This is a genomic window from Providencia sneebia DSM 19967, assembly GCF_000314895.2.
Classification (GTDB): domain Bacteria; phylum Pseudomonadota; class Gammaproteobacteria; order Enterobacterales; family Enterobacteriaceae; genus Providencia; species Providencia sneebia.
In genome coordinates this window covers 1,358,159-1,384,884 of record NZ_CM001773.1, presented here as the reverse complement: position 1 = coordinate 1,384,884, position 26,726 = coordinate 1,358,159, and the positions used below count along the sequence as shown (strand labels likewise).

The window sequence follows — 26,726 nt, the reverse complement described above, 5'->3', positions numbered from 1 at the left end:
TCAGTGGTTATTTTACGCGAATTCTTGATAATTATTCTTGAAAAGCGACAATCAAGTTTAACCACGGTAGAAACCAACACCGAAATTTTAGGAGCAGTGTAACATACTTGAGGATTTTTCGCTTACCTCTGTTTAAAACAGATTAAAGATAATAACACTCAAATAGTACGCTTTTCTCACGATAAAAACGAATAAACTGAAATTAAAATAAATAATATTATTTGGAGTAGGAAATATTAAATTGCACTTATAGAAAAGAAGATACCGATTAATCATTCCAATGTTTGGCGCACACCGCTGCACGCGTTATACTATGCAGCTATAATCCATTTTAAATGAATAACGACACTATACTATGCCAGTATTTGCAGTCATAGCAGTTTGTACATATCTAATTAGCCTATTTTTAATCGTACCGAGTCAGGTTCGCAAACAACCTGTTTACCGTCGATTGGCTCTTATATTAGCAATAGTCGCCATTGTCACTCATGCTATCGCATTAAAAATGCTGATTTTTCGAGGTGACGGGGGACAAAACCTCACGTTATTAAACCTTGGCTGTGCAGTCAGTTTATTAATGTGTGTGATTATGACAGTCGCTGCATACTGGGGAAGAGCTTGGTATTTAACACCGATTGTCTATAGCTTTGCGATTATTAATTTAATCCTATCAACCATTATGCCGGGTGAGTTTATTACTCACCTAGAAGCCAGTGTGCCGTTATTTATCCATATTGGTTTAGCACTGTTGAGCTATGCAACATTGCTGATTGCTGCACTTTATGCATTTCAAGTTGCAATCATTGATTACCAATTAAAAAATAAGACCTTAAAATTTAGCTCAGATATGCCACCAATGATGGTTGTTGAACGTAAGATGTTCCATGTCACTCAAGTCGGTGTCATCTTGCTCACATTGACCTTATGTACTGGCGTTATTTATATGGATAATATCTTTGATAAAGAGAATCTCCATAAATCTGTTTTATCTATTATTGCTTGGTTTATTTACATCATTCTACTCTGGGGCCATTTTCATGGTGGCTGGAGAGGTAAACGCGTTCTCATTTTCCATGTAATAGGCGCAGTCATTCTAACAATGGCATTTTTTGGTAATCGGCTAATACAACAAATCATGGTGCCATAATCTTAAAACTTGTAAAATCAGCTTATTAATTAAGCGATAAGGAATCTCGTTTTGGATCACGTATCGACTGGTACGCTCATCATAACACTGATCATTTTAATTATTCTTTCGGCTTACTTTTCGGCGTCTGAAACGAGTATGATGACGCTGAATCGCTACCGTTTAAAACACCTTGCTAAACAAGGTAATAAATCGGCAAAACGTGTTGAAAAACTGCTTAGTCACCCAGACAAATTAATCAGTTTAGTTCTTATTGGTAACAACTTGATTAATATTATCGCTTCATCACTCGCTACTATTTTGGGAATGCGTTTGTATGGCAATGCTGGGGTGGCGATTGCGACGGGGATTTTGACTTTTGTTATCCTTGTGTTTGCAGAGGTTTTACCGAAAACAATTGCGGCACTTTATCCCGAAAAAGTTGCTTTCCCAAGTAGTTATATTTTAAAACCACTACAAAAAATCATGTTGCCGATTGTCTGGGCATTTAATGAAATCACACTGATTTTTATGCGCATTTTTGGGATAAAATCCCCCTCTATTCGTAGTGATGCTGTCAGTAAAGATGAGCTTCGTACCATTGTTAATGAATCAAAAGCAAAATTAACTCGCCGCAATCAAGACATGCTTATCTCTATTCTTGATCTCGAAAAAGTGACGGTTAGTGACATTATGTTGCCCAGAAATGAAATTTTTGGCATTGATGTCAATGATGATTGGAAATCTGTTATTAGGCAGCTTACCCACTCACCCCATGGCCGTATCGTGCTATATCGGGATTCTCTGGATGATGCAATTGGTATTTTACGAGTGCGTGAAGCCTACCGCATGATGATGGAAAAAAATGAGTTCAATAAACAGAATTTAATTAAAGCCGCAGACAATATTTATTTTATTCCAAATAGCACACCATTAAGTGTTCAGTTAATCAATTTTCAACACAATAAAGAAAAAATTGGCCTTATTGTTGATGAATATGGTGAAATTCAAGGACTTATTACTGTAGAAGATATTTTGGAGGAAATTGTCGGTGATTTTACAACATCAATGTCACCTTCATTAACAGAAGAAGTTCTTCCTCAAAGTGATGGCAGTGTTCTGGTTGATGGAACCGCTAATATTCGAGATCTCAATAAAGCGTTTGATTGGCATCTTCCTATTGATGGACCTAGAACAGTCAATGGCATGGTATTGGAAGCGATTGGTGATATCCCTAAGGAAGGCGAACAGCTCACTATTTCAAACTATTTGGTTGAAGTGCTTTCTATAAGCGACAATATCATCAAGCAAGTTAAAATTATCCCCTTACATAAAGAGAATAGTACCCCAACACATTTTTAGCTCATAAAAAAACCGCATCTTAATTGACTTAAAAGATGCGGCCTCTCTTTATATAACCCGTACTAATTTATAACATAAAGCATTAACTAACGACTAAATGTGTAGCTCAGTTAGTTTTTCAGCTGGCAATGCAAGCTCATCGTTTTTATTAATGAGGATCTCAGCTGCCACTACTTTACGTGCAATTTCTTGGGCTTCTTCAAGTGAATGCATTTTGCAAGTACCACATTGATAGATATTGAGCTCAGGTATCTTATTTTGATCCTTAACTTTCAATACATCTTGCATTGCTGCTTTCCAAGCACTTGCCACGCGTTGCTCATCTGGCTCACCAATCAAGCTCATGTAGAAACCTGTACGGCAACCCATTGGAGAGATATCAATGATCTCAACGCCATTGCCATTTAAATGGTCACGCATAAATCCAGCAAATAAATGCTCTAGAGTATGCGTACCTTTTTCTGACATAATTTCTTTATTAGGAACTGTAAAGCGTAAATCGAATACTGTAATAGTATCCCCGCTCGGCGTATTCATGGTTTTTGCCACACGAACGGCAGGTGCAGCCATACGCGTATGATCCACAGTAAAACTGTCCAATAACGGCATTTCTTGACCTCCTGAAAAAACAACTTTTATAAAAAAATGAAACTATTTTTAAATTAACTAGTCTTACTTATTGAAAGACGCGCAAATTGTTATCATCCCTAATTCTCTAAGAGATTTTTTATTTGGCCACCACTGTGTGGCCATTTTCTTTTATCACCCTGCGTGCTTATGCAAATAATCTTCAAAACTTTCCGCATCTTCCTCTTCAATCATAGCTTGTTTTTCTAGAGAAGCTATGCGGGCGGCTTCAAATTGTGCTTCAGTGATGACTTCATAAGGTTCATGAATCAATTGCTGATAATATTTATCGGCAAGTTCTAAACCATAACCACCAATGCCTTTCTCCACCATTTTGTCCATAACTAATGCAGAGTAAGTCAGGGTTGGATCTTCAAACATAGAGACAAATTGGTGACAAACATCTTGATATTTTGCATCACAGCAAGTATCAAGTACTTCAGCCACGCGGATCAAATCTTGAAAGAGAGTTTGACCAACTTCAACTAATGGCTTCGTTTCGCTACCACAACCAAAACCAATCACCTGCCCTGGTTTACGCCCTTCCAGAATAACGCGATTCCAATTCTGGCGGCTACAGTCTAATTCTTGAGAACTCATTTCTGGAGCATCAGCTAATACACACCAGATCAAAAAGAGATCGAGAAAACGCGTTTGAGTTTCATCAACACCAATAGCACTAAATGGATTAATATCTAAAGCTCTCACCTCAATATACTCAATACCACCACGCAATAATGCATCAGAAGGTGATTCATCCCCTTTAGGTACACGTTTAGGGCGAATTGGAGCATAAAGCTCATTTTCTATCTGCAAAACATTTGTGTTGAGCTGAATGTATTTGCCGTCTTTTTTCACACCCAGTTCAGCAAACTCTTCAGAAGGCTTATGAATAGCTCTTTTCAAACCTGCAACATAACTATCTAAATCATTAAATGTAATGTTTAAATCGCTCTGAGACTTATTAGTATAGCCCAAATCACTCATTCTCAGCGATGTTGCATAAGGTAAGTAATAAGTGCCATTTTTCGTTTTGTCGAAGGTTAATTTCGTATCTCTATCTTTAAGGAAAGAACCGCAAATAGCAGGCGATGCACCGAATAGATAAGGAATTACCCAACCAAAACGATAATAATTTCTGATGAGCCTTAAGTAACCTTCAGAAATTTTTTCTTTGCCACTTTGCGCATCTTCTACGCCAGCCCAAGCTTGCCAAAACTCAATGGGTAACGAGAAATTATAATGAACGCCAGCAATAGTTTGCATTAAAGCGCCATAACGGCTTTTCAAGCCTTCTCGATACAAATTTTTAAAGCGGCCAATATTTGATTCACCATACTGCGCCAGTGTGATTTTATCCTCGTTTTCGATAAAACAAGGCATGCTAAGTGGCCACATTCTTTCATTATGAAGATGGCGCGCAGTATAGCGATGCAAATCGCGAAGAAAAGCTAAGTTATGACTAATACTTTTATCTACCGGGGTAATAAACTCCAGTAAAGCTTCAGCAAAATCTGTCGTGATCCATTTATGTGTTAATGCTTTCCCCAGTTCTTCCGGATGTAAAGTTTCTGCAATAGAACCATTCGGAGTGACACGTAGTGTTTCACGTTCGATACCGCGCTGGATACCTTTTAGTGCCTCTGGGTGCGCCTCTAACCATGAAAGCGCTTTAGATACGTCCGGGATCAAGTCGACCTCCCGCCTGTGTTGTCATTTTATTTTAGTAAGGAGATTACTTTAGCGTAATTAGAGGAAATTGTCGCTGTCTAGATGTGTGGTTTATCTGTGAAGTTATTAGAAAAGCCTCTGCACCGCAGAGATTGCAGATACAAAAAAGCCCCTCAATAGAGGGGCTTCTTCATAAGAATGGTGCATCCGGGAGGATTCGAACCTCCGACCGCTCGGTTCGTAGCCGAGTACTCTATCCAGCTGAGCTACGGATGCATAAAGCATTTAAAAACTTAAATTCGATAATTAGCAGGTAATGACGACTTAGTTATAACGTTATATATTTATAACTAAACAATGAAGAGTCGTTTGAATTAAAGGATAACTAATAGATGGTGCATCCGGGAGGATTCGAACCTCCGACCGCTCGGTTCGTAGCCGAGTACTCTATCCAGCTGAGCTACGGATGCATAACAAAATTACTGATTAGTTAGTGCTTAATTACGATTACTGCTTAATTTTTGGTTACTAAAAAACCAAAATAAACCCCATCAGATTTACTCATAGGGTTAAAATATGGTGCATCCGGGAGGATTCGAACCTCCGACCGCTCGGTTCGTAGCCGAGTACTCTATCCAGCTGAGCTACGGATGCAGCAATCTAAAATGGCGGTGAGGGAGGGATTCGAACCCTCGATGCAGCTTTTGACCGCATACTCCCTTAGCAGGGGAGCGCCTTCAGCCTCTCGGCCACCTCACCGTTTTTAGTTACACACGATTTGTTTTTCAACATCTCGTCTCTGTGTGGCGCACATATTACTTTCCTAGTCTTAGAAGTCAAACAATTTTTCCAAACTTTTTGCTTTCTAATGACTGTTTGCACATTTCACAAACAAGATGACTAGTTTATCATCTAATTTTTAATAAATCGCTAGTTAAATTGGTTATTTTTAATCTTTGAAAATTGTCATCAATGATGATTTTTCATCACTAAATTCAATTTTCATTTAGCAATTTATAGTTATTTTAGATGAATAAAATGATTTTAGAAATAAAGTGGCAATCAAGGGGAAAGAAAAAAATTGGAATTAAACTAAGAAATGAAAGACAAGCGCCCATCTTTGCTGTGTGGATCAATTTCTGGACGCTTATTCGTTATTATATTATTGGTTGTCTGGTTGAGTCTTTTCGGCCTGGATCCGTTGATAAATCTCTTCACGGTGAACAGAAACTTCTTTTGGAGCATTAACACCAATACGAACTTGGTTGCCTTTCACTCCCAGCACAGTCACTGTTACCTCATCGCCTATCATAAGTGTTTCACCAACTCGACGAGTCAGAATAAGCATTCTTTGCTCCTTGAATTATTAAAAGAGTCGGGTCTTTAGGTTTCCCGCGCTATTGTCCATCACACACCGTGAAAACGTAAAGCAATGATATACACCTAAAGCATTGATGCCATCAAGGCAAGTCACTTTAATTATATACTCACAAAATATAACACTACCCATCACATATTAACAATGTTGCAACAGACAAAGTCGCCTCACTTTATATGAGGCAACTTTGGGAAGTGCTTATAGACGTGAGCTTACCCACTCTTCTACACTTGCCATAGCAGCTGGAACAGCACTGACATCAGTACCACCGGCTTGGGCCATATCAGGACGACCACCACCTTTTCCACCCACTTGCTGTGCGACATAAGATATTAAATCACCCGCTTTTATTTTAGCAGTCAAATCATTAGTTACACCAACAATTATACTGACTTTATCACCACTTGTTGTTGAAAGCACGATAATAGCTGACTTCAGCTGATTTTTAAGGTCATCAACCATAGTTCTTAACAACTTAGGTTCAGTATCACCAAGTTGGCTAACCAGTAATTTTATCCCATTGATATCTTTAGCTTGATTGCTCAATGAAGCACTTTCTTGAGATGCTTGTTGATCTTTTAGCTGCAAAATTTCTTTTTCTAATTGGCGAGATTTCTCCAATGAAGCTTTTACTTTTTCAACAAGGCTTGCCATATCTCCTTTCAATAAATGCGCAATAGCATTTAGTTGATCAGATTGGCTATGCACATTTTCAAGAGCACCCTCACCTGTTGTCGCTTCAATACGACGAACACCCGCCGCTGTACCAGATTCACTTAAAATACGGAATAGTCCAATATCGCCCGTGCGGCTAGCATGAGTACCACCGCATAGTTCAATAGAGAAATCGCCCATACTCAGGACACGAACATGCTCTTCATATTTTTCACCAAATAGCGCCATAGCACCTTTGGCTTTCGCATCTTCTAAATCCATCAATTCAGTTTCAATTGGCGTATTATTGCGGATTTGAGCATTAACAATATCTTCAACTTCACGCAGTTGAGCTGGTGTCATCGCTTGAAAATGAGAGAAGTCAAAACGGAGATATTTATCGTTAACTAAAGAACCTTTTTGTGAAACATGCGTACCCAGAACTTGACGTAATGCAGCATGCAATAGATGAGTTGCCGAGTGATTTAGGCGAATAGCATCGCGCCTTTCTGCATTAATTTTGGCATCAATACGATGATTAACAACTAAAATACCGGACTCGACCTTACCAATATGCCCAATCGCTTGACCATATTTTTGGGTATCCGTGACAACAAAATTGCCACTTTCATTTTGTAAAGTACCGATATCACCGACTTGACCACCTGATTCAGCATAGAATGCTGTTTTATCAAGGATGACAAGTCCTTCTTCACCCGTTTTTAATGAATCAATAGGTTGACCATCTTTATAAATCGCAGTGATAGTGGCTAACTGTTCATTATCAGTATAGCCAGAAAATTCGCTACGTTTTTCAACTTTAATCAATGAGTTGTAATCAGCACCAAAGCCACTCGATTCTCTCGCACGACGGCGTTGATCTTCCATTGCACGCTCAAAGCCTTCTTCATCAACTTTGATATTGCGTTCACGGCAAACATCTGCGGTCAAATCAATAGGGAAACCATAAGTATCATACAAACGGAATGCCGTTTCACCTTCAAGTGTGTCTCCTTTTAGTGAAGCTAGCTCTTCATCTAATAGTTGAAGTCCACGCTCTAATGTACGAGCGAATTGTTCTTCTTCTGTTTGTAAAACTTTTTCTACTGTTGCTTGCTGGCGCTGTAATTCATCCGCCGCAGGGCCCATGACTTTAATCAGTGGCGCAACGAGTTTGTAGAAAAATGTATCCTTAGCACCCAGCATGTAACCATGACGGACAGCTCGGCGAATAATACGACGTAAAACGTAACCACGTCCTTCATTGGATGGAATAACGCCATCACTCACTAGGAACGCACATGAACGAATATGGTCAGCAATAACGCGAAGTGATTTATTTGATAAATCTGTAGCGCCAGTAACGGCGGCAGCGGCGGCAATGAGATCGCGGAAAATATCAATATCATAGTTGGAATTTACATGCTGTAAAACAGCCGCGATACGCTCCAGCCCCATACCTGTATCAACAGAAGGCTTAGGTAAAGGTTCCATGCGGCCATCAGATTGGCGATTAAACTGCATGAAAACGATATTCCAAATTTCAATATAACGATCACCATCTTCTTCAGGGCTTCCTGGAGGTCCACCCCAAATATGATCACCATGATCATAAAAAATTTCTGTGCAAGGACCACAAGGACCAGTGTCTCCCATCTGCCAGAAATTATCAGATGCAAAAGGTGCGCCTTTATTATCACCAATACGAATGATGCGCTCTACCGGAATACCAATTTCTTTATTCCAAATTTCATAGGCTTCATCATCAGTCTCATAGACGGTAACCCACAATTTTTCTTTCGGTAAATTGAACCACTCTTTGCCTGTCAGTAATTCCCAAGCAAAATTAATAGCATCATGCTTAAAGTAATCACCAAAACTGAAATTACCGAGCATTTCAAAAAATGTGTGATGGCGAGCTGTATAGCCTACATTTTCTAAATCGTTATGTTTACCACCTGCCCGCACACATCTTTGTGCAGTTGTCGCTCGGGAATATGCTCTTTTATCCAGTCCAAGAAAAACATCTTTGAACTGGTTCATCCCTGCGTTAGTGAACAATAAAGTTGGGTCATTATTTGGTACTAGCGAGCTGCTATTTACCACCTGATGACCTTTTGTATGAAAAAAGTCGAGAAACGCTTGACGGATCTCAGCGGTGCTTTTACTCATATTTATCCCGATATCAAGCTGGAAACTGAATTACGAATTGTTGAGATGGTATATAACATCACCTCTAATCAACTCTCCGATTAAAAAGTGACTGATAAGATAAAGTCTCTTTGTATAGAAGTAAAATCTAGGTATACCTATTCATGGCTTTCATTGTAAAGCGTCTTCATATTTTCTGAAAGTATGTTTATACCTTGCTGTACACTATTTTTCCATAGAAAAGCAAAGTACTTGATCATTATACCGCAAATGAAAAGCAAAAAAACGCCACTCATTATAGAGTGGCGTTTTTAGTCAATTTATTTAGCTAATAAATAAAATTGGATTAAAATTCTTCAGGTGCTTGCTCTTCTGAATCTTCAATGAAATCAGTAGCCGCACTGCTGAACTCACCAGTATGATTTAGCAACATTTCACGTAATTTCTTATCAATTTCATCTGCAATTGCTGGATGTTCTTTTAGATAAGTTGTTGAATTTGCTTTACCTTGACCAATCTTATCGCCATTATAGCTATACCAAGCACCCGCTTTTTCAATCAGCTTATGCTTAACACCTAGGTCAATAAGTTCACCATAAGTGTTGATACCTTCGCCATATAGAATTTGGAATTCAGCTTGTTTGAATGGCGCTGCAACCTTATTTTTAACAACTTTTACGCGCGTTTCGCTACCAACCACTTCGTCACCATTTTTGACCGCACCAATACGGCGAATATCTAATCGGACAGAAGCATAGAATTTTAACGCATTACCACCAGTAGTGGTTTCTGGGTTACCAAACATCACCCCAATTTTCATACGAATTTGGTTAATAAAGATCAGTAAGGTATTTGAAGTTTTTAGGTTACCCGCGAGCTTACGCATTGCTTGGCTCATCATACGCGCCGCTAAGCCCATATGAGAATCACCAATTTCACCTTCAATTTCTGCTTTTGGTGTCAAAGCTGCAACAGAGTCCACAATAATAACGTCAACAGCACCAGAGCGCGTTAAAGCATCACAAATTTCTAATGCTTGTTCACCTGTATCAGGCTGAGAACACAATAAATTATCAATATCAACGCCAAGTTTTTTCGCATAGATGGGATCTAAAGCATGTTCCGCATCAATAAAGGCACACGTTTTACCGCTACGTTGAGCTGCTGCAATAACTTGTAATGTTAGTGTTGTTTTACCTGATGATTCTGGTCCATATATTTCAACAATACGACCTAATGGCAAGCCACCAGCACCTAAAGCAACATCAAGAGATAAAGAGCCGGTTGAAATTGTTTCAACATCCATCGAACGGTCTTCGCCCAGACGCATAATGGAGCCTTTACCAAATTGTTTTTCAATTTGCCCTAACGCTGCTGCTAAGGCTTTTTGTTTGTTTTCATCAATAGCCATGTTCACTCCCATTAATGCAATGCTTTTCCCACTGCGAATTGAACGATTGAATTCGGATTATTAAAAGCAATTATACTGTATAATCATACAGTATCAAGCGGATTTTTCATTTATGATTTGTAAAAGCGTTTCAAGAGCATAACTTGTTGATTGAAAACGAACTAAATTTCTGTCACCTTGAAACACACACTGTTTTGTCATCACATCGGGCTGGCCTACTGGTGATTTATATGCAAAACCAAACCATACAGTTCCAACCGGTTTTTCAGCGCTCCCGCCACCGGGCCCCGCGATTCCACTGACAGAAATAGCAAAATCTGCATCAGCTTCATTTAATGCGCCAAGCGCCATTTCAGCAACAACCTGCTGACTCACTGCACCAAATTGCTGTAAAGCCTCTTCTGACACACCAACCATTTGATGTTTTGCTTCATTACTATAAGTGACAAAACCCCGATGAAAATAATCTGAACTACCCGCTATATCCGTCAATACTTTTGCAATCCATCCACCTGTGCATGATTCTGCACAGGTGATAGTTTTACCTTGCTGCTTTAAATATTGGCCAAGCTGAATACTTAATGTTTCGAGGTGGCTCTCATTATTCATTTGATTGTTTCCCTTAACATTAATGTTTTTTGCGTGCGCGATCCCAAACCCATAATCCTGCAATCGCAATCGCAAAGACTGAACCGAAACCAATACCTACGCTGATGACAGATAATCCAACTTTCATAGCAAGAGAATATAGCCCGAGCATGATAAGCATGGCACTATTTTCACCTAAGTTTTGAACAGCAATAGCATTACCCGCCCCAACGGTTTCTTTTCCTTTTTCTTGAAGTAATGCATTTAGCGGCACAACAAATAATCCACCAAATATCCCCAATATAGCCAAAATAATATACGAAGGAATAATGCTAGTTTGTAGTGCAAGGAAGATAACCATCACCCCAATAACAATACCTGCTGGAATACAACGAGAAACTGTTTTTAGTGTAATAAATTTAGCAGCAACACCCGCACCAATCACAATACCAACGGCAACAGCTGCATTTAGGTAAGTTGGAGTGGCATTATCTTGTAAGCCTAAAGCGACAGGAACCCAAGCAACTAATAAAAAGCGTAGTGTTACACCCGCCCCCCAAAATAAACTCGTTCCCACTAAAGAAAAGCGACTTTCTTGATTTAGCCATAATGTATGACAAGCTTTACCAAAATCAGTCAGTAATTTTTTAATATTCCATCCCGTTCCAGGACGAGCAGCTGCTAAATGCGGAATATAAAAGTTAGCCACAACAGCTAATGCGTACAATACAGCACAAGTCACGAGCGCTAATAACAGGTGAATATCAGATAAAATGCCCCCCATAACGGAACCAATCAAAATTGCCGCAATCGTTGATGCTTCCATAATCCCGTTAGCTTTAACCAGATTATTACCGCCCGTTAATTCACCTAAAATGCCGTATTTTGCGGGTGAATAAGCGGCCGCACCAATACCAACTAAGCCATAACAAATAAATGGATTTACGCTTAAACATATCCCTAACGCACCAATAAATTTGAATAGGTTAGAAAATAACATAACGCGGCCTTTAGAGAACCTATCTGCTATTTGCCCGACAAAAGGCGCCAATACAATGTAGGTAAACACAAATACCATTTGCAGGATTGGATGGCTCCATTCCGGATAAAATTCAGCCTTAAGCTGCGCTAAAATAGCAAATAACAAAGCATTATCAGCAAATGCAGAAAGAAACTGCGATGTGAGTACCGCTTTCATACCTCGGCTCATTAATGGCACATCGGTATTTTGCATGATTTTAGTCCTCTATCGCCAATTTCTTTAAGGTTGCAACATCAATTTTACCGCTGCCTAATACAGGTAACTCTTTAATAAAACGAATATCTCGTGGAACAGCGAGTTCGGTTAAACCTTTACTTTTCGCAGCAGAAGAAAGCGCGCTTCTATCTAGGGCTTTATCTGTTGTAAATAGCACTAATGCCTCACCTTTACTACTGTCAGGTTTGGTCACAACAGCATGTTGCGCATTTGGTGAAATACTAGACACCATTTGCTCAATACTTTCTAATGACACCATTTCACCGGCTAATTTTGCAAAGCGCTTTACTCGGCCTTTAATTGTGCAAAAATTTAATTCATCCAATTCAACAATGTCACCCGTATCATACCAGCCCTCTTCAAGTTCACCTTGTAAGTTTTCAGCAGCGGGTTTTTCCAGTATCCCTGGCGCTTCAACTCGCAAATACCCTTTCATAATATTAGGACCTTTAAGTTGTAACTTACCGCCTTTTTCAATACCTGAAATAGGAATAATACGCGCTTCCATTTTTGGCAAGATCTGCCCAACAGTACCTTCTTTCGCCGCCATTGGTACATTAATTGAGACAATTGGTGCACATTCAGTCACACCATAGCCTTCCAGAATACGAATACCAAATTTATCAAACCACAGTTTTTTCGTGCTATCTGTTAATTTTTCTGCACCAGCAACAACATAACGCAAACGGGCAAAATCATATTGATGAGCAAAACGGGCATAATTCGCTAAAAATGTTGATGTACCAAATAAAACGGTACAATTTTTGTCATAGACCAATTCAGGAATAACGCGATAATGTAATGGACTTGGATAGAGAAATACTTGGCTCCCCGAAAAAACAGGAATAAATAGACCTACAGTCAGACCAAATGCATGAAATAGCGGTAACGATGACATAAAACGGTCGCGTGGCGTAAAGTCCGCTATGGTTTTAATTTGTTCCACATTCGCCATAATACTTGCATGGCTATGCGCGACACCTTTAGGTGTTCCTTCTGAACCCGATGTAAATAATACGATGGCTTCATCTTCTGGTTTACGCGGCACAATAGCTTTGGTTGGATTAAATAAATGTTTGACTATCCATAACTTATCTTGCCAAGTGACGGTATCTTTTAAATCTTCGAGGTAAATCCAATTTGCTTCAGTAACCTGCTCAGGAATGTGTGTTAAACGCCCTTTTTCTAAAAATTGACGTGAGGTAAAAATCACTTTCGTTTGAGAAGCTTTTAACGCATTGCTAATACCATGACTACCAGCGGTATAGTTAAGCATTGCCGGAATACGACCGCGCATCATAGCGCCAAAAATAGCAGCGGCAGTCACCGTTGTATTTGGAAGCAATAAACCAACTCGTTCATTTTCATGGGTATAACGTTCAATAATACGCCCAACACCTAATACTTTCTTTAAAAAGCCTTGATAGCTGTCTAATTTAAAATTGATATCTTCAATACAAGGTGATTTTCGACCAAAACGTTTGACGCTATAAATAAATTCTTCAACCAAAGTTACTTTGGGCTGAGAAGCCATACGCGCTGATTTCATAATATTGTATAAATTTATTCCCGCTAACTGGCGGCGCTCAATCGCACGAGGAGCTTCCGGCATAGGAATAGTTTCAGCAGGCAAAATATGTAGCGTAATTCGCGGGAACCATTTCAGTGGTGCGATCCCTTTCAAACGGCCAAAATGACTTCTTTCGGCCCCTTCAATGCGGATTGGAACAACTTTAGCTTGCGACTTTGCAGCAACAAAAGCTGCACCATCATAAATTTTCATCAAAGAGCCATGAACAGAGATGCGGCCTTCTGGGAAAATAACAATCGGACGACCTTTTTCAACTTCTTTAACTAAATGACGGATGCCAAGAGGATTAGCGGGATCTAACGGAATAATATCTGCATAGGGCTTTAATAATTTGATGATTCTTGGTGTAGCAACGGTTGAATAAACAGCAAATATGGGTTTTACAGGTAAAAATAGGGCAACTAATACACCATCAAGAAATGAAACATGATTAGGTGTAATGAGACATTTGTCTTGATATAACTCATCTGTATCACCAACAACTCGCACCCGAAATAAAAAACGCAGTATTGCCTTAACAACCTTTGCTAACATAATGATTCCCTATATTTTGCCTTTATCATTCGAATTGATAATTATGCAGCTAAAACCACAATCAAATTAAGTGGCTTTATTCTGAAATAGCCAGCAAAAATCACTTATTTAAGTTAAATTTGATAGTTGCTCAATAATTGTTTCAACAGGGAGCCCTGCATCCACCACGTGATGAGCCGCAGCACGATAAAGTGGCTCTCTATATGACATAACTTCTTCTATTTCTTCCAACATAGATTTGCCCGTCAGACTAGGGCGTTGATCATTTTGAGGCTCTGCTGCAAGCCTTTGCGCTAAAACTTGCGGGCTAGTACTTAAATAGATGACAGTCCCATTGTTACGCATGACACGCTGGTTTTCTTCAGAAAGAATAATCCCGCCACCAGTAGAAATAATCAGATTAGGTTGTAAGAGTGATTCCAACACATCACTTTCTAATTGACGAAAATATTCCCAGCCATGTTGCTCAACAATTTGCGCTATGGTTTTACCTGCACGTTCAACAATAAGTTTATCTGTATCGACGAAATTATACTCTTTGTGCTCTGCTAATTTCTTGCCGATGGTCGTTTTCCCTGCACCTCTTGGACCTATAATGTAAAACATCTATATTCACCCTATCATTATGATTATTAGCTATATAAGTACGTGTTATCAATTGCCTTGCTCATACTAAAACAGTAAACAAAAACCACACGATCGTGTGGCTCAGACCATCAATAAATATTCACGACTTGCCAATAGTTATCCGAGGTTATAAAAACGTAAAAAATCAATTTATTGATTTATTTTATTAAAAAATCTATATATCACCACAAATGATAATATATCACTTAAGCTCTATTAAGAAAGTTGCCATAGCCAATCCATTTATATGTGGTTAAGGCATCTAATCCCATAGGACCGCGAGAATGTAATTTTTGAGTACTTACAGCAACTTCAGCGCCTAGACCAAACTGGCCACCATCTGTAAAACGTGTGCTTGCATTGACATAGACTGCTGCGGAATCAACACGTTGAACAAAGTAATCAGCTTGACTGATAGATTCTGTTAATATTGCATCAGAATGTGCTGTACCGTAAGTACGAATATGGTCAATTGCAGCATCAATCCCCGAAACGATCTCTACATTCAAATCAAGAGATAACCACTCGTTGACCAAATTTTCAGGTGTCACTTCAACAACCTGAGCTGGGCCTTTCTGCAAATAAGGCATAGCTTGTTCACTTGCATGTAAAGTGACTTTTTGTTCAGCCATTTTTTGGCTCAACAAAGGTAAAAAATCAGCAGCAATTTTTTGATGAACGAGAACAGTTTCTAGTGAATTACAAGCACTTGGACGCTGAACTTTTGCATTAATTAGCACATTGATGGCTTTATTAAAATCGACAGATTCATCAACGAAAGTATGACAAACACCAATTCCCCCCGTGATAACAGGAATTGTTGATTGTTCTCTACATAATTTGTGTAACCCCGCCCCACCGCGTGGGATTAGCATATCGACATAACGATCCAGTTTTAATAGTTGCGTGACTAATTCACGATCTGGGTTATTAATCGCTTGTATTGCATCTGCGGATATTCCGCTATTTTTTAATGCTTTTTTGATCACTTTAGTGACTGCAAGATTAGTATTATGTGTCTCTTTACCACCACGCAAAATAGCGGCATTTCCAGTTTTTAAGCATAAAGCAGCAACATCAACAGTAACATTAGGGCGTGCTTCATAAATGACACCGACTACCCCGAGCGGAACACGTCTGCGCTGTAGATTCAAACCATTATCTAACACCCCACCATCAATAACTTGTCCAACGGGATCGGCTAATTGGCACACTTTTCTCACATCATCAGCAATATTCTTTAAACGCTCTGGGGTCAATAATAAGCGATCTTGTAGCGCCGCACTCATATCACTTTGACGGGCCTTAACTAAATCAAGCTCATTAGCTTCAAGAATTTCGGCACTATCTTGTTCTAATAAATCAGCGATTTGCTCTAAAGCTGCATTTTTTTGTTTAGTACTTAATTGAGCTAATTGCCATGAGGCTTCTCGAGCCGCTTTTCCCATTTTTTCTAACATAATTAACCCACTATCATATCATCACGATGGACTGCAACAGAGCCATGTTCATAGCCAAGAATTTGGCTGATTTCTTGTGAATGATGCCCTGCAATCATTCTTAGTGCATCACTATTGTAGTGACTGACGCCGTGAGCAAGGTCTTTACCTGCCATATTTCGTATGCGGATCACCGCACCACGGGAGAAATCACCTTCGATCTTTTTGATCCCTTTAGGCAATAATGAACTTCCTTTTTCTACAATCGCAAGCTGGGCACCATCATCAATGTAAATATCGCCTGCGGCAGGTGCACCAAAAATCCAACGTTTACGATTTTCCATTGGATTTTTTTGACCATAAAAACGCGTGCCTACAGGAATATCTTCAATTACGGCATTAATCACGTCAGGCTTATTACCCGCGGCAATAATAACATCAATTCCTGCTCGCCCAGCAACATCAGCGGCTTGCAATTTAGTCGCCATGCCACCAGTGCCAAGCCCTGTCACACTTCCGCCAGCCATTTCGCGTAGCTCATCATTAATACCATAAACTTCGGGAATTAATTTAGCCTCTGGGTTACTGCGCGGATCAGCATCATATAAGCCTTCAATATCAGTCAGGAGTAACAGTTTATCTGCATCACCTAAAATAGCGGCCAAAGCGGATAAGTTGTCATTATCACCAACTTTAATTTCTGCGGTTGCAACTGCATCATTTTCATTAATGACAGGTACAATTCCGTTATCTAATAATGCTTGTAAAGTATCACGCGCATTTAAAAAACGTTCGCGGTCTTCAAGGTCTGCTCGGGTTAATAGCATTTGCCCAATATGAATCCCATAAATAGAAAACAGACGTTCCCATAATTGGATTAAGCGGCTTTGACCTACAGCGGCAAGTAACTGTTTAGAAGCTATCGTTGCGGGAAGTTCAGGATAGTTTAAATGTTCACGCCCAGCAGCAATTGCGCCCGATGTGACAATAATTATACGATGCCCTTTTTCATATTGCTGTGCACATTGTCTAACTAATTCAACAATATGTGCTTGATTTAATTGGCGGGAACCCCCTGTCAATACACTAGTTCCAAGCTTAACAACCAGTGTTTGGCTATTTTTCATCATTTTTCTGCCATTTGGATTAACAAAATAGGTACCATTTTTATCAGTTGGAGCGCGTTATGCCAACAGGCATAACGCAAAATTAAATAAAAATTAATTTAAAACAATTTTATTTGCTTAATTGCCATTTAAATTCGGCCATTTTTGACGATGGAACGCAAGCGAGTTCAAGTTCACAAAGTTGTTTGGAAAGAGATTGATGAAAGGAGGTAAGGTTTTTTTCGATTAATTCCATAACCGTTTTATCATTCGAGAATTTCGACTGCCAAACCCCCTTGCTATCATACATTCCCAAATAATATGAATATTCGAAACCTTTATCTTTTGGAGATAATGTCATCCACCAGCCCCAAAATTCACGTTTTTCTGGCACTACATTAGCATTAATACATACGGTTAAGCTATCAAAAAAATACCCACCGTTCACACACTGTTTTTCTCTTAAATAAGGTCCCAATGCCGCGAACCTCTTTATATATTTTCCATTAAAATAATCAGATTGTAACGTCATAAAGGATCTCCATTTTGGGAAGAACCTTTTTAACAAATGCTGAAAAATAAGCAAGTCATTCAATAAAATTAAAGTATTTTACTTTTTAGCCACAAAGTGACTTCATTTAATCCTTTTAAAAGATTCTTATAAACAGGCGTAGCGGGTAACTCCAATACATCGCCATCTATTGATGATCGCCTGATAAGATCTGACTCACTTTTCGGACTATAAATATCTTTTTTCCAATAAACAGACATCATTGGCACATTTGTTCTACGGCCTAGAAGACCTTGATTTTTTAAAGAATAACAACTTAATTCATGGCGTAATGCTGCACCATCGACATAATAAATACCTAAACGGCTCGCAAAAATATCAATTTCCATTTTAGGAATATCTTGCTGATATTTCTCTTCATGTAACACACCATGAACAATAGGACCTAGAACAGCAACGCCTTTTATTCTGTCTGGGCACATATAAGCTAACCTTAATGCTATATTAGCGCCAAACTTCAGCCCCATAATGCCAAATCGTGTATGATCAATCCAAGCAATTGTCTCCAACTGACGAACGACTTGTTCATGCAATGCGCTGGTTTCTTGAGTCAATTTGAATTTAATCGAATAGCCAATTGAAGGCATATCGAGTGTTAGCATCGCAATACCAAGTGGTTCAAGATAACGGCGAAAGAATTGGCAATAATCAATTTGCAAGCTATCTAATGTTCCGCAAATCATTACTGTTGGAAATGGCCCTTGCCCAGTTGCAGGAATATGAAGGAAACCACAAACTTCTTTATTACCATCAACTTTAAATGAGAGCTTTTTTAGCTTATATAAAGAAAATTGAGCCGCATTATCATACGCTTTACAAGCAAGTAACACAGCTTGATCAGCCAGCTCATCACCTTTAATAAATGGATAAGCCGCAATGCTATATAAATTTGCTGAATGTAACCACGCTTGGCTAGCATCTTTACCATTCTCAAATCTTAACGCTTTTTGTTGCCAGAGCATGGCTTGGTTTGACCATTCAAAACACCAATTACCCCGCATATTACCAATCACGGTATCAAGCCAATTAGGATTACTACGTGCTGCATTTATTGCCGCAATCCGACTCAAAACTTCACCAATTTCTATTGCATCAATACCTCGCCAAATCCACCAAAGTCTGTTGAGCATTCGGTACCAGCCTGCGTGCTGAGATCCACTTAAAGCCGAATGATCTTTAAGTATTGAAAAGCTCATGTCGCGATAAGATACCAACGTTGATGTTTCAACTTGCTTGATTTTTGGTTTGAACAGTTTTTCGGAAAGATTTTGTTGAGTCATCCTGATAGCCTGTTTGTTAACTTAACTATTGAACAAATAATCCAAATTGCATATCACGTATCACTGGCAATTTAAAAGATGGCGAAAACTAAAAAGGGAATGCTGATGCATTCCCTCTATCATACCGTTTTGTATTGAATTTTATTAGATAAAAATGTTCTTCTAGTGGAGGATAAACCATGCCCGCTAGTTTATATTATTTGAAACTTATTTATCTTGTTCACACATTATTTATCTTGTTCACACAAGGGCTTCATGAAAACAACACCCATATCCCAAGGTTGTTCAATCCACGTATTTTGCGGGATATCAATGACATAATCATCAACTAATGGACGACCTTCTGGCTTAGCAAAAATCGTCACAAAATGGGCTTTAGGGTACATCTCGCGAATCGCTTTTGCAGTACCACCTGTATCAACTAGGTCATCAATAACAATAAAGCCTTCGCCATCACCTTCTGCACGCTTAATAATATTAAGTTCGCGCTGATTATCATGGTCATAGCTTGAGATACAAACAGTATCAACATGACGGATGCCTAATTCGCGAGCTAGAAGTGCTCCAGGCACTAAACCTCCGCGGCTAACGGCGATAATCCCTGTCCATTGTTCTACAGGTAATAAACGTTGTGCGAGTTTACGGGCATGTATTTGCAACATATCCCACGTTACGACATATTTTTCGCTCATAAAATTTGGGTCCCGGCTGATGCGTAAAAACAGAAATGTGTCTTGCGGAAAAAAGGTTGCGCGAGATTATAGTGATTCGCAGCGGTAAAAACCAGCAAAAATGGACAATCTCCTTGAATTAATATCATTTACACTGACTATTGATAGCAATAAAGTGTATGCTGATATTATCAATTGTATGATTCAAATCTCTATATCATGTGGATCATGCCATTCAAGTAGAATAATTAGCTAAAATCAAAGCTGTTTAAGGAGATTCGCGTGTCTGAATTAGCCAAACTGTCACCACAACCATTATGGGATATTTTTGCCAAAATTTGCTCTATTCCTCACCCTTCCTACCACGAAGAAGCTCTTGCAACACATATTATTGAATGGTCTAAACAAAAAGGTTTTCATGTAGAACGCGACCAAGTTGGTAATATTCTCATTCGTAAACCTGCAAGCAAAGGCTATGAAAATCGTAAAGCGGTTGTTTTGCAAGCTCACTTGGATATGGTGCCACAAAAAAATAATGACACCATACATGATTTTACGAAAGATCCAATTCGCCCTTATGTTAACGGTGAATGGGTCACTGCCGACGGAACAACTTTAGGTGCTGATAACGGCATTGGTATGGCATCTGCTCTAGCTGTATTAGCGGATGAAACCGTAGAACATGGCCCACTTGAAGTGCTGCTAACCATGACAGAAGAAACAGGAATGGATGGCGCATTTGGCTTACAACCAAACTGGCTACAAGCGGATATTCTGATCAACACTGACTCAGAAGAAGAAGGCGAAATTTACATGGGTTGTGCAGGTGGTGTTGATTTTACAGCAACATTTGATCTTTCCCGTGAAGCATTACCACAAGATTATACAACGTTTACAATAGCACTGAAGGGTTTAAAAGGCGGTCACTCTGGTGGTGATGTTCATTTAGGTCTAGGTAACGCTAACAAGCTTCTTGCACGCTTTATCGCGGGTCATGCTGATGATTTAAGTTTAAAAGTACTAGAATTTGGTGGTGGTACGGTTCGCAATGCTATTCCACGCGAAAGCCATGCAATTGTCGCCATCCCTGCACAACGTGTTGGTGAGTTAAAAGCACTCGTTGCCAGCTATGAATATATATTGAAAAATGAATTGGCAGTTGTAGAACCCACAGTTGTTATATTGTTAGAAGAAACAAAAACTCAACTAAAACCACTGACAGATGATTGCCAAAAACGCTTTATTGGCTTCCTGAATGCAGCGCCAAATGGCGTGATCCGTATGAGTGATGTTGCAGTTGGTGTGGTTGAAACATCGCTCAATGAAGGTGTTGTGACCATGACAGAAGATAAAGCAGAAATTATCTTCCTCGTGCGTTCATTAATTGACAGCGGTAAAAATTATGTCGTCAATATGCTGACATCAATTAGTGAACTTGCTAAAGCTAAATATCGTGCTGAAGGTAGCTATCCAGGATGGCAACCCGATGCAAATTCACCAGTCATGCACTTAGTCAGTGAAACCTACCAAAAATTATTTGGTAAGACACCTAAAGTTATGGTCATCCACGCCGGTCTTGAATGTGGTCTATTCAAAAAACCATACCCAGAAATGGATATGGTATCTATTGGACCAACGATACGCGGTGCCCATTCACCAGATGAAAGAGTGCATATTGCCAGCGTTGGTGAATATTGGAAATTACTGACGGCAGTTTTAAAAGCGATTCCCGTTAAGGAATAGAATAAATAGAGCTTAAGCTCGCTAATCTTAAGTATGAAGTAAAATAAGTGCCCATATAACTCCGTAATTTAGGCGATTATAGGGCACTTAATTATTTGTATTTTTCCTATTCTATTAATTCTTATATCAACAAACTCAACCTGAAGGTCTAAAAAAAGCTAGATAGTAGGAAATAATGGCTATCTATTTTAAGAGCTATTAACGCTAATCCCAAACGATGGCAGGCACTAAAATTTAACTAGTCAAAATAAACCGGTTTATAAGGCTTGAGACACCTTAATAGTAGCATAATGACTTATGTTTACATCTTAAACCTGAGATTATTGTGTAATAAAAGTACTTCATTGATAAAAAAATGAATAACGGAGTAAAATTACAATTCTAATAGCAATTGGCGTTCTAATTGTGGGTTTTGTAATGTGACATGTAATCCAACCAACCGAACTCCACGCCCTTCACGGCGATTATTCCAAACTTGTTTCGCCAGTGAAACCAGATCTTGTTTATCTAAGATAGGATAGACGTGTTCCTGTGTTGTTTGCTGAAAATCATCAAATTTAATTTTTACGCCTTGCCGAGCAATTCGTCGGTTAGGCGAGATTTTAGTCAGGCGAACTTCAAGTTCATCATATAATTTATCTAATAAAGGAATGCAATCTTCCCAATGATGAATATCTTGGACAAGTGTGCGCTCGACACCGACTGATTTGCGTAATCTATCTGGATTAATCGGCCGTTCATCAATAGCATGGCAGCGCTCCCATAAAATTTGTCCAAATTTACCCATACTTTTAATCAGATTTACGACATCATAATGTTGAACATCAGAGCATGTTGCTAATCCCATATCTAAGAGTTTTTGAGCGGTGACTTTGCCTACGCCGGGGATCTTTTTAAGTGGTAATGTGCGTACAAATTCGTCCATATTTTGGGGCGTGATCACATACTGACCATTGGGCTTATTCATATCCGATGCAATTTTGGCGAGAAATTTAATGGGTGCAACACCAGCTGATGCCGTAAGCTGTAATTCCTTAAAAATTTGCTGGCGGATAGCCTGAGCAATTAATGTTGCAGAGCCATGGTGATCATCACTGTCACTGACATCTAAATAAGCTTCATCAAGGGAAAGCGGCTCAATTAAATCGGTATAACGCGAAAAAATTTGTCGAATATGCAATGAGGTCTCTTTGTAAAGCGCCATTCGTCCCGGTATCACTTTTAATGTAGGACACAACCTCAGCGCTATCGCCGTTGACATAGCGCTATGTACGCCATAACGCCTAGCTTCATAATTTGCAGTGCTAATCACTCCACGATGATCGGCACTTCCCCCAACAGCAATGGGTATGTTACGCAAACTTGGGTTATCACGCATTTCTATTGCCGCATAAAAGCAGTCCATATCAACATGAATTATTTTACGCACAGCATATCCATCAACAATAAAACACTGATTAAATATACAGTCATTTTATTGATTGTGCAATTATCAAACTCAAAATAGTAGTTAAGGAATTAATGACATATTAATAAGCATTAATAAAAAACCCTTGATAGAGATATTCTAGCAAGGGTTAATTTTCTATTTTGCAATCAAGTAATTAGATAATACGATTTTCATCCAATATTTTTTGGCGTGCTTCTTCACGTGCCATGCGTTTTTTGCGAGCATCACAAGGTTCTGGGCAATCACAAACCTTTTCAACACCAATGCTACTCAAACCACCACAGCTACCTTGAATGCTTTTTCGTTTAATAATGTAACCAAGTGACATACCTAAGAATGCCAGTAAGAACAGAACGAAAGCTGCGATAAAAACATTTAACATTCTGCTATCTCCTCCTCGTTACTGTTTCTTCTGTAAGAACGGCTCGAATGCTTTAGTATAGCGCTCTTCAAATCCTTTTTCTGTCTTCACTATCATAAAAACAGGAATATCCATTTTTTCAGCAAGTGCAAAACCATCTACCGGCCCAAGAACATTTAGTCCAGTTGATAAACCATCTGCACTCATACAAGTTGGTGAAAGCACAGTGATAGAAACAAGGTTATGTTTAATCGGCATGCCTGTTTTAGGATCTATAGTATGAGAAAAACGTACGCCATCTTGTTCAAAATAGTTACGATAATCACCCGAAGTGGCGATAGACATATCCCCCGGTAAAATAACCTCTTGAACTGTTTGAGTTACACCATCCGTTGTTGGCTTCTCAATCGCAATTCGCCAAGGTGCATCCTTACCATTTTTGCCTTTGGTTCTCACTTCACCACCAATATCAACCATATAGTTATTGATATTAATAGATTCTAAATATTCAGCAACGACATCAACGCCGTAACCTTTAGCAATAGAAGATAAATCAACATACAATTCAGGGATGGTTTTAATTAAATTATTATCCTGAACTGATAATTTATCGATGCCAATCCATGCACGACGTTTATCTAACTCAGTTTGATCTGGCGCTTTAGTGACCCGACCTTCTGGACCGAATCCCCACAAATTAACCATAGGCCCAACAGTAACATCCATTGCGCCATTTGTTAACTCATTAATTCTAATCGCTTCTTTTACAACTTTAGCTGTTGCTGCTGAAACAGGGAAAGGAACATTTACTTCCTTAAATTGGTTAAAGCGACTTAATTCAGAGTCAGGGCGATAAGTTGACATCTGATCATTAACTTCTTCTAAGCGTTTATCAATCTCTGCTTGGATTGACTCTTTAGCAGGGGAAGATGAGTCAGCAATGTATTTTATGGAATAGTAAGTTCCCATTGTCTGACCTTGAAGATTCGCCTGTTCCGGCTCTCCACAAGCAGATAAGAACAACGTTGCCATAAAGAGCAACACAGGAGCGATCATTTTTTTGTTCAGCATAATTTTCTCTGCTTCAATGATAAACGCCGATAATCTACATTTAAGCGATTAACAAACAAAATCTGTTCATCAATAATTATTGGCAATAAAAACAATTAGGAAAATCAAGACAACTGATTCCCCTTTAAATATAGGCGAAAAAACAAACGTTATTTCGCCTTACTTCGCATATTAGCATTCATTATTAAATACTAGATAACATAACTAGATTAATTGATTAGCCACCAAAATCATCCAGCAAGATATTTTCATCTTCGACACCGAGATCTTTTAACATCTTGATGACCGCCGCATTCATCACGGGTGGTCCACACATGTAGAATTCACAATCTTCAGGTGCTGGATGATCTTTTAGATAATTTTCATACAAGACATTATGAATGAATCCAGTATATCCATCCCAATTATCTTCCGGCATTGCATCGGAAAGTGCAACATTCCAAGTAAAATTTTCATTTTCAGCTGCTAGCTGATCAAAATCTTCTGTATAGAACATTTCTCGCTTAGAACGAGCACCATACCAAAAACTAATCTTGCGTTTAGAATTTAGGCGTCTTAATTGGTCAAAAATATGTGAGCGCATCGGAGCCATACCTGCACCACCACCTATAAAGATCATCTCTGCATCGGTTTCTTTAGCAAAGAATTCACCAAATGGACCGGAAATTGTCACCTTATCACCCGGTTTTAATGACCAAATATAAGAAGACATAATTCCCGGAGGAACATCAGGATTACGAGGTGGTGGCGTAGCAATACGCACGTTCAACATAATAATACCGTGTTCTTCAGGATAGTTAGCCATGGAATAAGCACGAACTGTAGGCTCTTTAACTTCAGAAACATAACGGAACAGATTAAATTTATCCCAATCTTCACGGTACTCTTCCGGCACATCAAAATCTTCATATTTCACAATATGTGGCGGGCATTCAATTTGAATAAACCCACCAGCACGGAACGGAACAACCTCACCTTCAGGAATTTTTAACTTTAACTCTTTAATAAAAGTGGCTTTATTATCATTAGAGATAACTTCACACTCCCACTTTTTAACACCAAAAATTTCTTCTGGTAACTCGATTTTTAAGTCTTGTTTAACATTGACCTGACACGCTAAGCGGCAACCTTCTTTTGCTTCGCGTTTATTGATATGGGAAAGCTCAGTAGGTAAAATATCACCGCCACCGTCTTTAATAATGACACGACATTGACCACATGAACCACCGCCACCGCATGCCGATGAAACAAAAATGCCTTGGTTTGACAACATTCCTAATAGCTTATCACCCGCTGGCGCTTCAAAGCTTTTATCAGGATCACCGTTTACCTCAACTTTGATGTCACCCGTATTAACTAGCTTGGATTTTGCGAACAGGATCAAACCAGTTAGCACCAAGACTATCAGGGTAAACATCACTACACCTAGAATAATAATATCCATGAATTTATCTCACCTTTATAGCTGCACACCGGAGAAAGACATAAACCCTAACGCCATTAAACCAGTAGAAACAAAGGTGATACCTAAGCCTTTTAAACCTGCCGGAATATCGGAGTATTTCATCTTTTCACGAATTGATGCCATCAGCACAATAGCTAACATCCAGCCTATACCTGAGCCAAATCCATATACGACAGATTCGCTAAAGTTATAATCACGCTGTGCCATGAAGGAAACACCACCAAAAATTGCACAGTTAACAGTGATCAACGGTAAGAAGATACCAAGTGCATTATAAAGTGATGGGAAATAGCGATCTAAAATCATTTCCAGTATTTGCACTAAAGCGGCAATAACACCAATAAAGGTAATGAAATTAAGGAAAGTTAAATCAACACCTTCAACAAGTGCTCCATCCCGTAAAATTAAGTTATAAACGAGATTATTTGCAGGAACAGATATTCCTAACACGATAGTAACGGCGATCCCTAGTCCAAATGCGGTCTTCACATTCTTTGATACAGCCAAGAAAGTACACATACCAAGAAAGAATGCGAGTGCCATGTTTTCAATAAATATCGCTTTTACAAACAAGCTAATATAATGTTCCAT

General features: G+C 39.0%; 22 protein-coding genes and 4 tRNA genes. 3 read left to right on the top strand and 23 right to left on the bottom strand.

Translation table 11 applies throughout. The annotated features are described in order from the left end of the window. The first annotated feature begins 355 nt into the window (after positions 1 to 355). Both OO7_RS05535 and OO7_RS05530 read left to right on the top strand, forming a co-directional pair. The gene (locus OO7_RS05535) at positions 356 to 1,147 is read left to right on the top strand and encodes a cytochrome C assembly family protein (RefSeq protein WP_008914979.1); all 792 of its coding nucleotides are present in this window, start codon (positions 356 to 358) and stop codon (positions 1,145 to 1,147) included. A gap of 51 nt (positions 1,148 to 1,198) precedes the next feature. Continuing rightward, positions 1,199 to 2,488, top strand: coding sequence for a CNNM domain-containing protein (locus OO7_RS05530; protein WP_043892656.1), 1,290 nt, complete (start codon positions 1,199 to 1,201; stop codon positions 2,486 to 2,488). Positions 2,489 to 2,581: 93 nt separating this feature from the next. Here the strand turns inward: OO7_RS05530 and luxS are convergent, their stop codons facing one another. From luxS to gpt, 18 genes are all read right to left on the bottom strand, one after another. Next, the gene (gene luxS, locus OO7_RS05525; RefSeq protein WP_008914977.1) at positions 2,582 to 3,097 is read right to left on the bottom strand and encodes an S-ribosylhomocysteine lyase; all 516 of its coding nucleotides are present in this window, start codon (positions 3,095 to 3,097) and stop codon (positions 2,582 to 2,584) included. Positions 3,098 to 3,250: 153 nt separating this feature from the next. Further along, complete coding sequence (gene gshA / locus OO7_RS05520; RefSeq protein ID WP_008914976.1) at positions 3,251 to 4,807, bottom strand: glutamate--cysteine ligase; 1,557 nt, start codon at positions 4,805 to 4,807, stop codon at positions 3,251 to 3,253. Positions 4,808 to 4,985: 178 nt separating this feature from the next. Then, positions 4,986 to 5,062 (bottom strand) — tRNA-Arg (locus tag OO7_RS05515). Positions 5,063 to 5,179: 117 nt separating this feature from the next. Continuing rightward, a tRNA-Arg gene (locus OO7_RS05510) sits at positions 5,180 to 5,256 on the bottom strand. 107 nt (positions 5,257 to 5,363) lie between these two features. Continuing rightward, a tRNA-Arg gene (locus OO7_RS05505) sits at positions 5,364 to 5,440 on the bottom strand. 12 nt (positions 5,441 to 5,452) lie between these two features. After that, positions 5,453 to 5,545 (bottom strand) — tRNA-Ser (locus OO7_RS05500). Positions 5,546 to 5,948: 403 nt separating this feature from the next. After that, positions 5,949 to 6,134 carry a carbon storage regulator CsrA gene (csrA, locus tag OO7_RS05495; RefSeq protein ID WP_004264815.1) on the bottom strand — a complete coding sequence of 62 codons (186 nt, stop codon included), beginning with the start codon at positions 6,132 to 6,134 and terminating at the stop codon, positions 5,949 to 5,951. 228 nt (positions 6,135 to 6,362) lie between these two features. Continuing rightward, entirely contained in the window at positions 6,363 to 8,990 is a 2,628-nt protein-coding gene (alaS, locus tag OO7_RS05490) for an alanine--tRNA ligase (protein ID WP_008914975.1), read from the bottom strand. Positions 8,991 to 9,315: 325 nt separating this feature from the next. Continuing rightward, positions 9,316 to 10,380 (bottom strand): recombinase RecA, encoded by a 1,065-nt coding sequence (recA, locus tag OO7_RS05485; RefSeq protein ID WP_008914974.1) that lies wholly within the window; start codon positions 10,378 to 10,380, stop codon positions 9,316 to 9,318. A gap of 93 nt (positions 10,381 to 10,473) precedes the next feature. Next, positions 10,474 to 10,989, bottom strand: a complete 516-nt coding sequence (gene pncC, locus OO7_RS05480) for a nicotinamide-nucleotide amidase (protein WP_008914973.1) — start codon at positions 10,987 to 10,989, stop codon at positions 10,474 to 10,476. A 19-nt stretch (positions 10,990 to 11,008) separates the two neighbouring features. Further along, the gene (gene lplT, locus OO7_RS05475) at positions 11,009 to 12,202 is read right to left on the bottom strand and encodes a lysophospholipid transporter LplT (RefSeq protein WP_008914972.1); all 1,194 of its coding nucleotides are present in this window, start codon (positions 12,200 to 12,202) and stop codon (positions 11,009 to 11,011) included. 4 nt (positions 12,203 to 12,206) lie between these two features. Continuing rightward, positions 12,207 to 14,351 (bottom strand): bifunctional acyl-ACP--phospholipid O-acyltransferase/long-chain-fatty-acid--ACP ligase, encoded by a 2,145-nt coding sequence (gene aas, locus OO7_RS05470; RefSeq protein WP_008914971.1) that lies wholly within the window; start codon positions 14,349 to 14,351, stop codon positions 12,207 to 12,209. A gap of 108 nt (positions 14,352 to 14,459) precedes the next feature. Continuing rightward, positions 14,460 to 14,957 carry a shikimate kinase AroL gene (gene aroL / locus OO7_RS05465; RefSeq protein ID WP_008914970.1) on the bottom strand — a complete coding sequence of 166 codons (498 nt, stop codon included), beginning with the start codon at positions 14,955 to 14,957 and terminating at the stop codon, positions 14,460 to 14,462. 227 nt (positions 14,958 to 15,184) lie between these two features. Then, entirely contained in the window at positions 15,185 to 16,438 is a 1,254-nt protein-coding gene (gene proA, locus OO7_RS05460; protein WP_008914969.1) for a glutamate-5-semialdehyde dehydrogenase, read from the bottom strand. Positions 16,439 to 16,440: 2 nt separating this feature from the next. After that, a complete protein-coding gene (gene proB, locus OO7_RS05455) occupies positions 16,441 to 17,544 on the bottom strand; it encodes a glutamate 5-kinase (RefSeq protein ID WP_008914968.1) in 1,104 nt (367 codons plus the stop codon). 109 nt (positions 17,545 to 17,653) lie between these two features. Further along, positions 17,654 to 18,055 (bottom strand): sigma factor-binding protein Crl, encoded by a 402-nt coding sequence (crl, locus tag OO7_RS05450; protein ID WP_008914967.1) that lies wholly within the window; start codon positions 18,053 to 18,055, stop codon positions 17,654 to 17,656. Positions 18,056 to 18,123: 68 nt separating this feature from the next. After that, complete coding sequence (gene frsA / locus OO7_RS05445; RefSeq protein WP_008914966.1) at positions 18,124 to 19,374, bottom strand: esterase FrsA; 1,251 nt, start codon at positions 19,372 to 19,374, stop codon at positions 18,124 to 18,126. 227 nt (positions 19,375 to 19,601) lie between these two features. After that, the gene (gpt, locus tag OO7_RS05440; RefSeq protein WP_008914965.1) at positions 19,602 to 20,066 is read right to left on the bottom strand and encodes a xanthine phosphoribosyltransferase; all 465 of its coding nucleotides are present in this window, start codon (positions 20,064 to 20,066) and stop codon (positions 19,602 to 19,604) included. Between the two features lie 261 nt (positions 20,067 to 20,327). Here gpt and pepD point away from each other — a divergent pair, with 261 nt between their 5' ends. Further along, positions 20,328 to 21,788 (top strand): beta-Ala-His dipeptidase, encoded by a 1,461-nt coding sequence (gene pepD, locus OO7_RS05435; protein WP_008914964.1) that lies wholly within the window; start codon positions 20,328 to 20,330, stop codon positions 21,786 to 21,788. Between the two features lie 373 nt (positions 21,789 to 22,161). Here pepD and dinB read toward each other — a convergent pair whose 3' ends face one another. The 5 genes from dinB to nqrE form a co-directional block, all read right to left on the bottom strand. Continuing rightward, positions 22,162 to 23,217 carry a DNA polymerase IV gene (gene dinB / locus OO7_RS05430; RefSeq protein ID WP_008914963.1) on the bottom strand — a complete coding sequence of 352 codons (1,056 nt, stop codon included), beginning with the start codon at positions 23,215 to 23,217 and terminating at the stop codon, positions 22,162 to 22,164. A gap of 175 nt (positions 23,218 to 23,392) precedes the next feature. After that, a complete protein-coding gene (gene nqrM / locus OO7_RS05425) occupies positions 23,393 to 23,620 on the bottom strand; it encodes a (Na+)-NQR maturation NqrM (protein ID WP_008914962.1) in 228 nt (75 codons plus the stop codon). 18 nt (positions 23,621 to 23,638) lie between these two features. Beyond that, positions 23,639 to 24,670, bottom strand: a complete 1,032-nt coding sequence (locus OO7_RS05420) for an FAD:protein FMN transferase (protein WP_008914961.1) — start codon at positions 24,668 to 24,670, stop codon at positions 23,639 to 23,641. A 217-nt stretch (positions 24,671 to 24,887) separates the two neighbouring features. Next, positions 24,888 to 26,114 (bottom strand): NADH:ubiquinone reductase (Na(+)-transporting) subunit F, encoded by a 1,227-nt coding sequence (nqrF, locus tag OO7_RS05415; RefSeq protein WP_008914960.1) that lies wholly within the window; start codon positions 26,112 to 26,114, stop codon positions 24,888 to 24,890. A gap of 15 nt (positions 26,115 to 26,129) precedes the next feature. After that, entirely contained in the window at positions 26,130 to 26,726 is a 597-nt protein-coding gene (nqrE, locus tag OO7_RS05410; protein WP_008914959.1) for an NADH:ubiquinone reductase (Na(+)-transporting) subunit E, read from the bottom strand.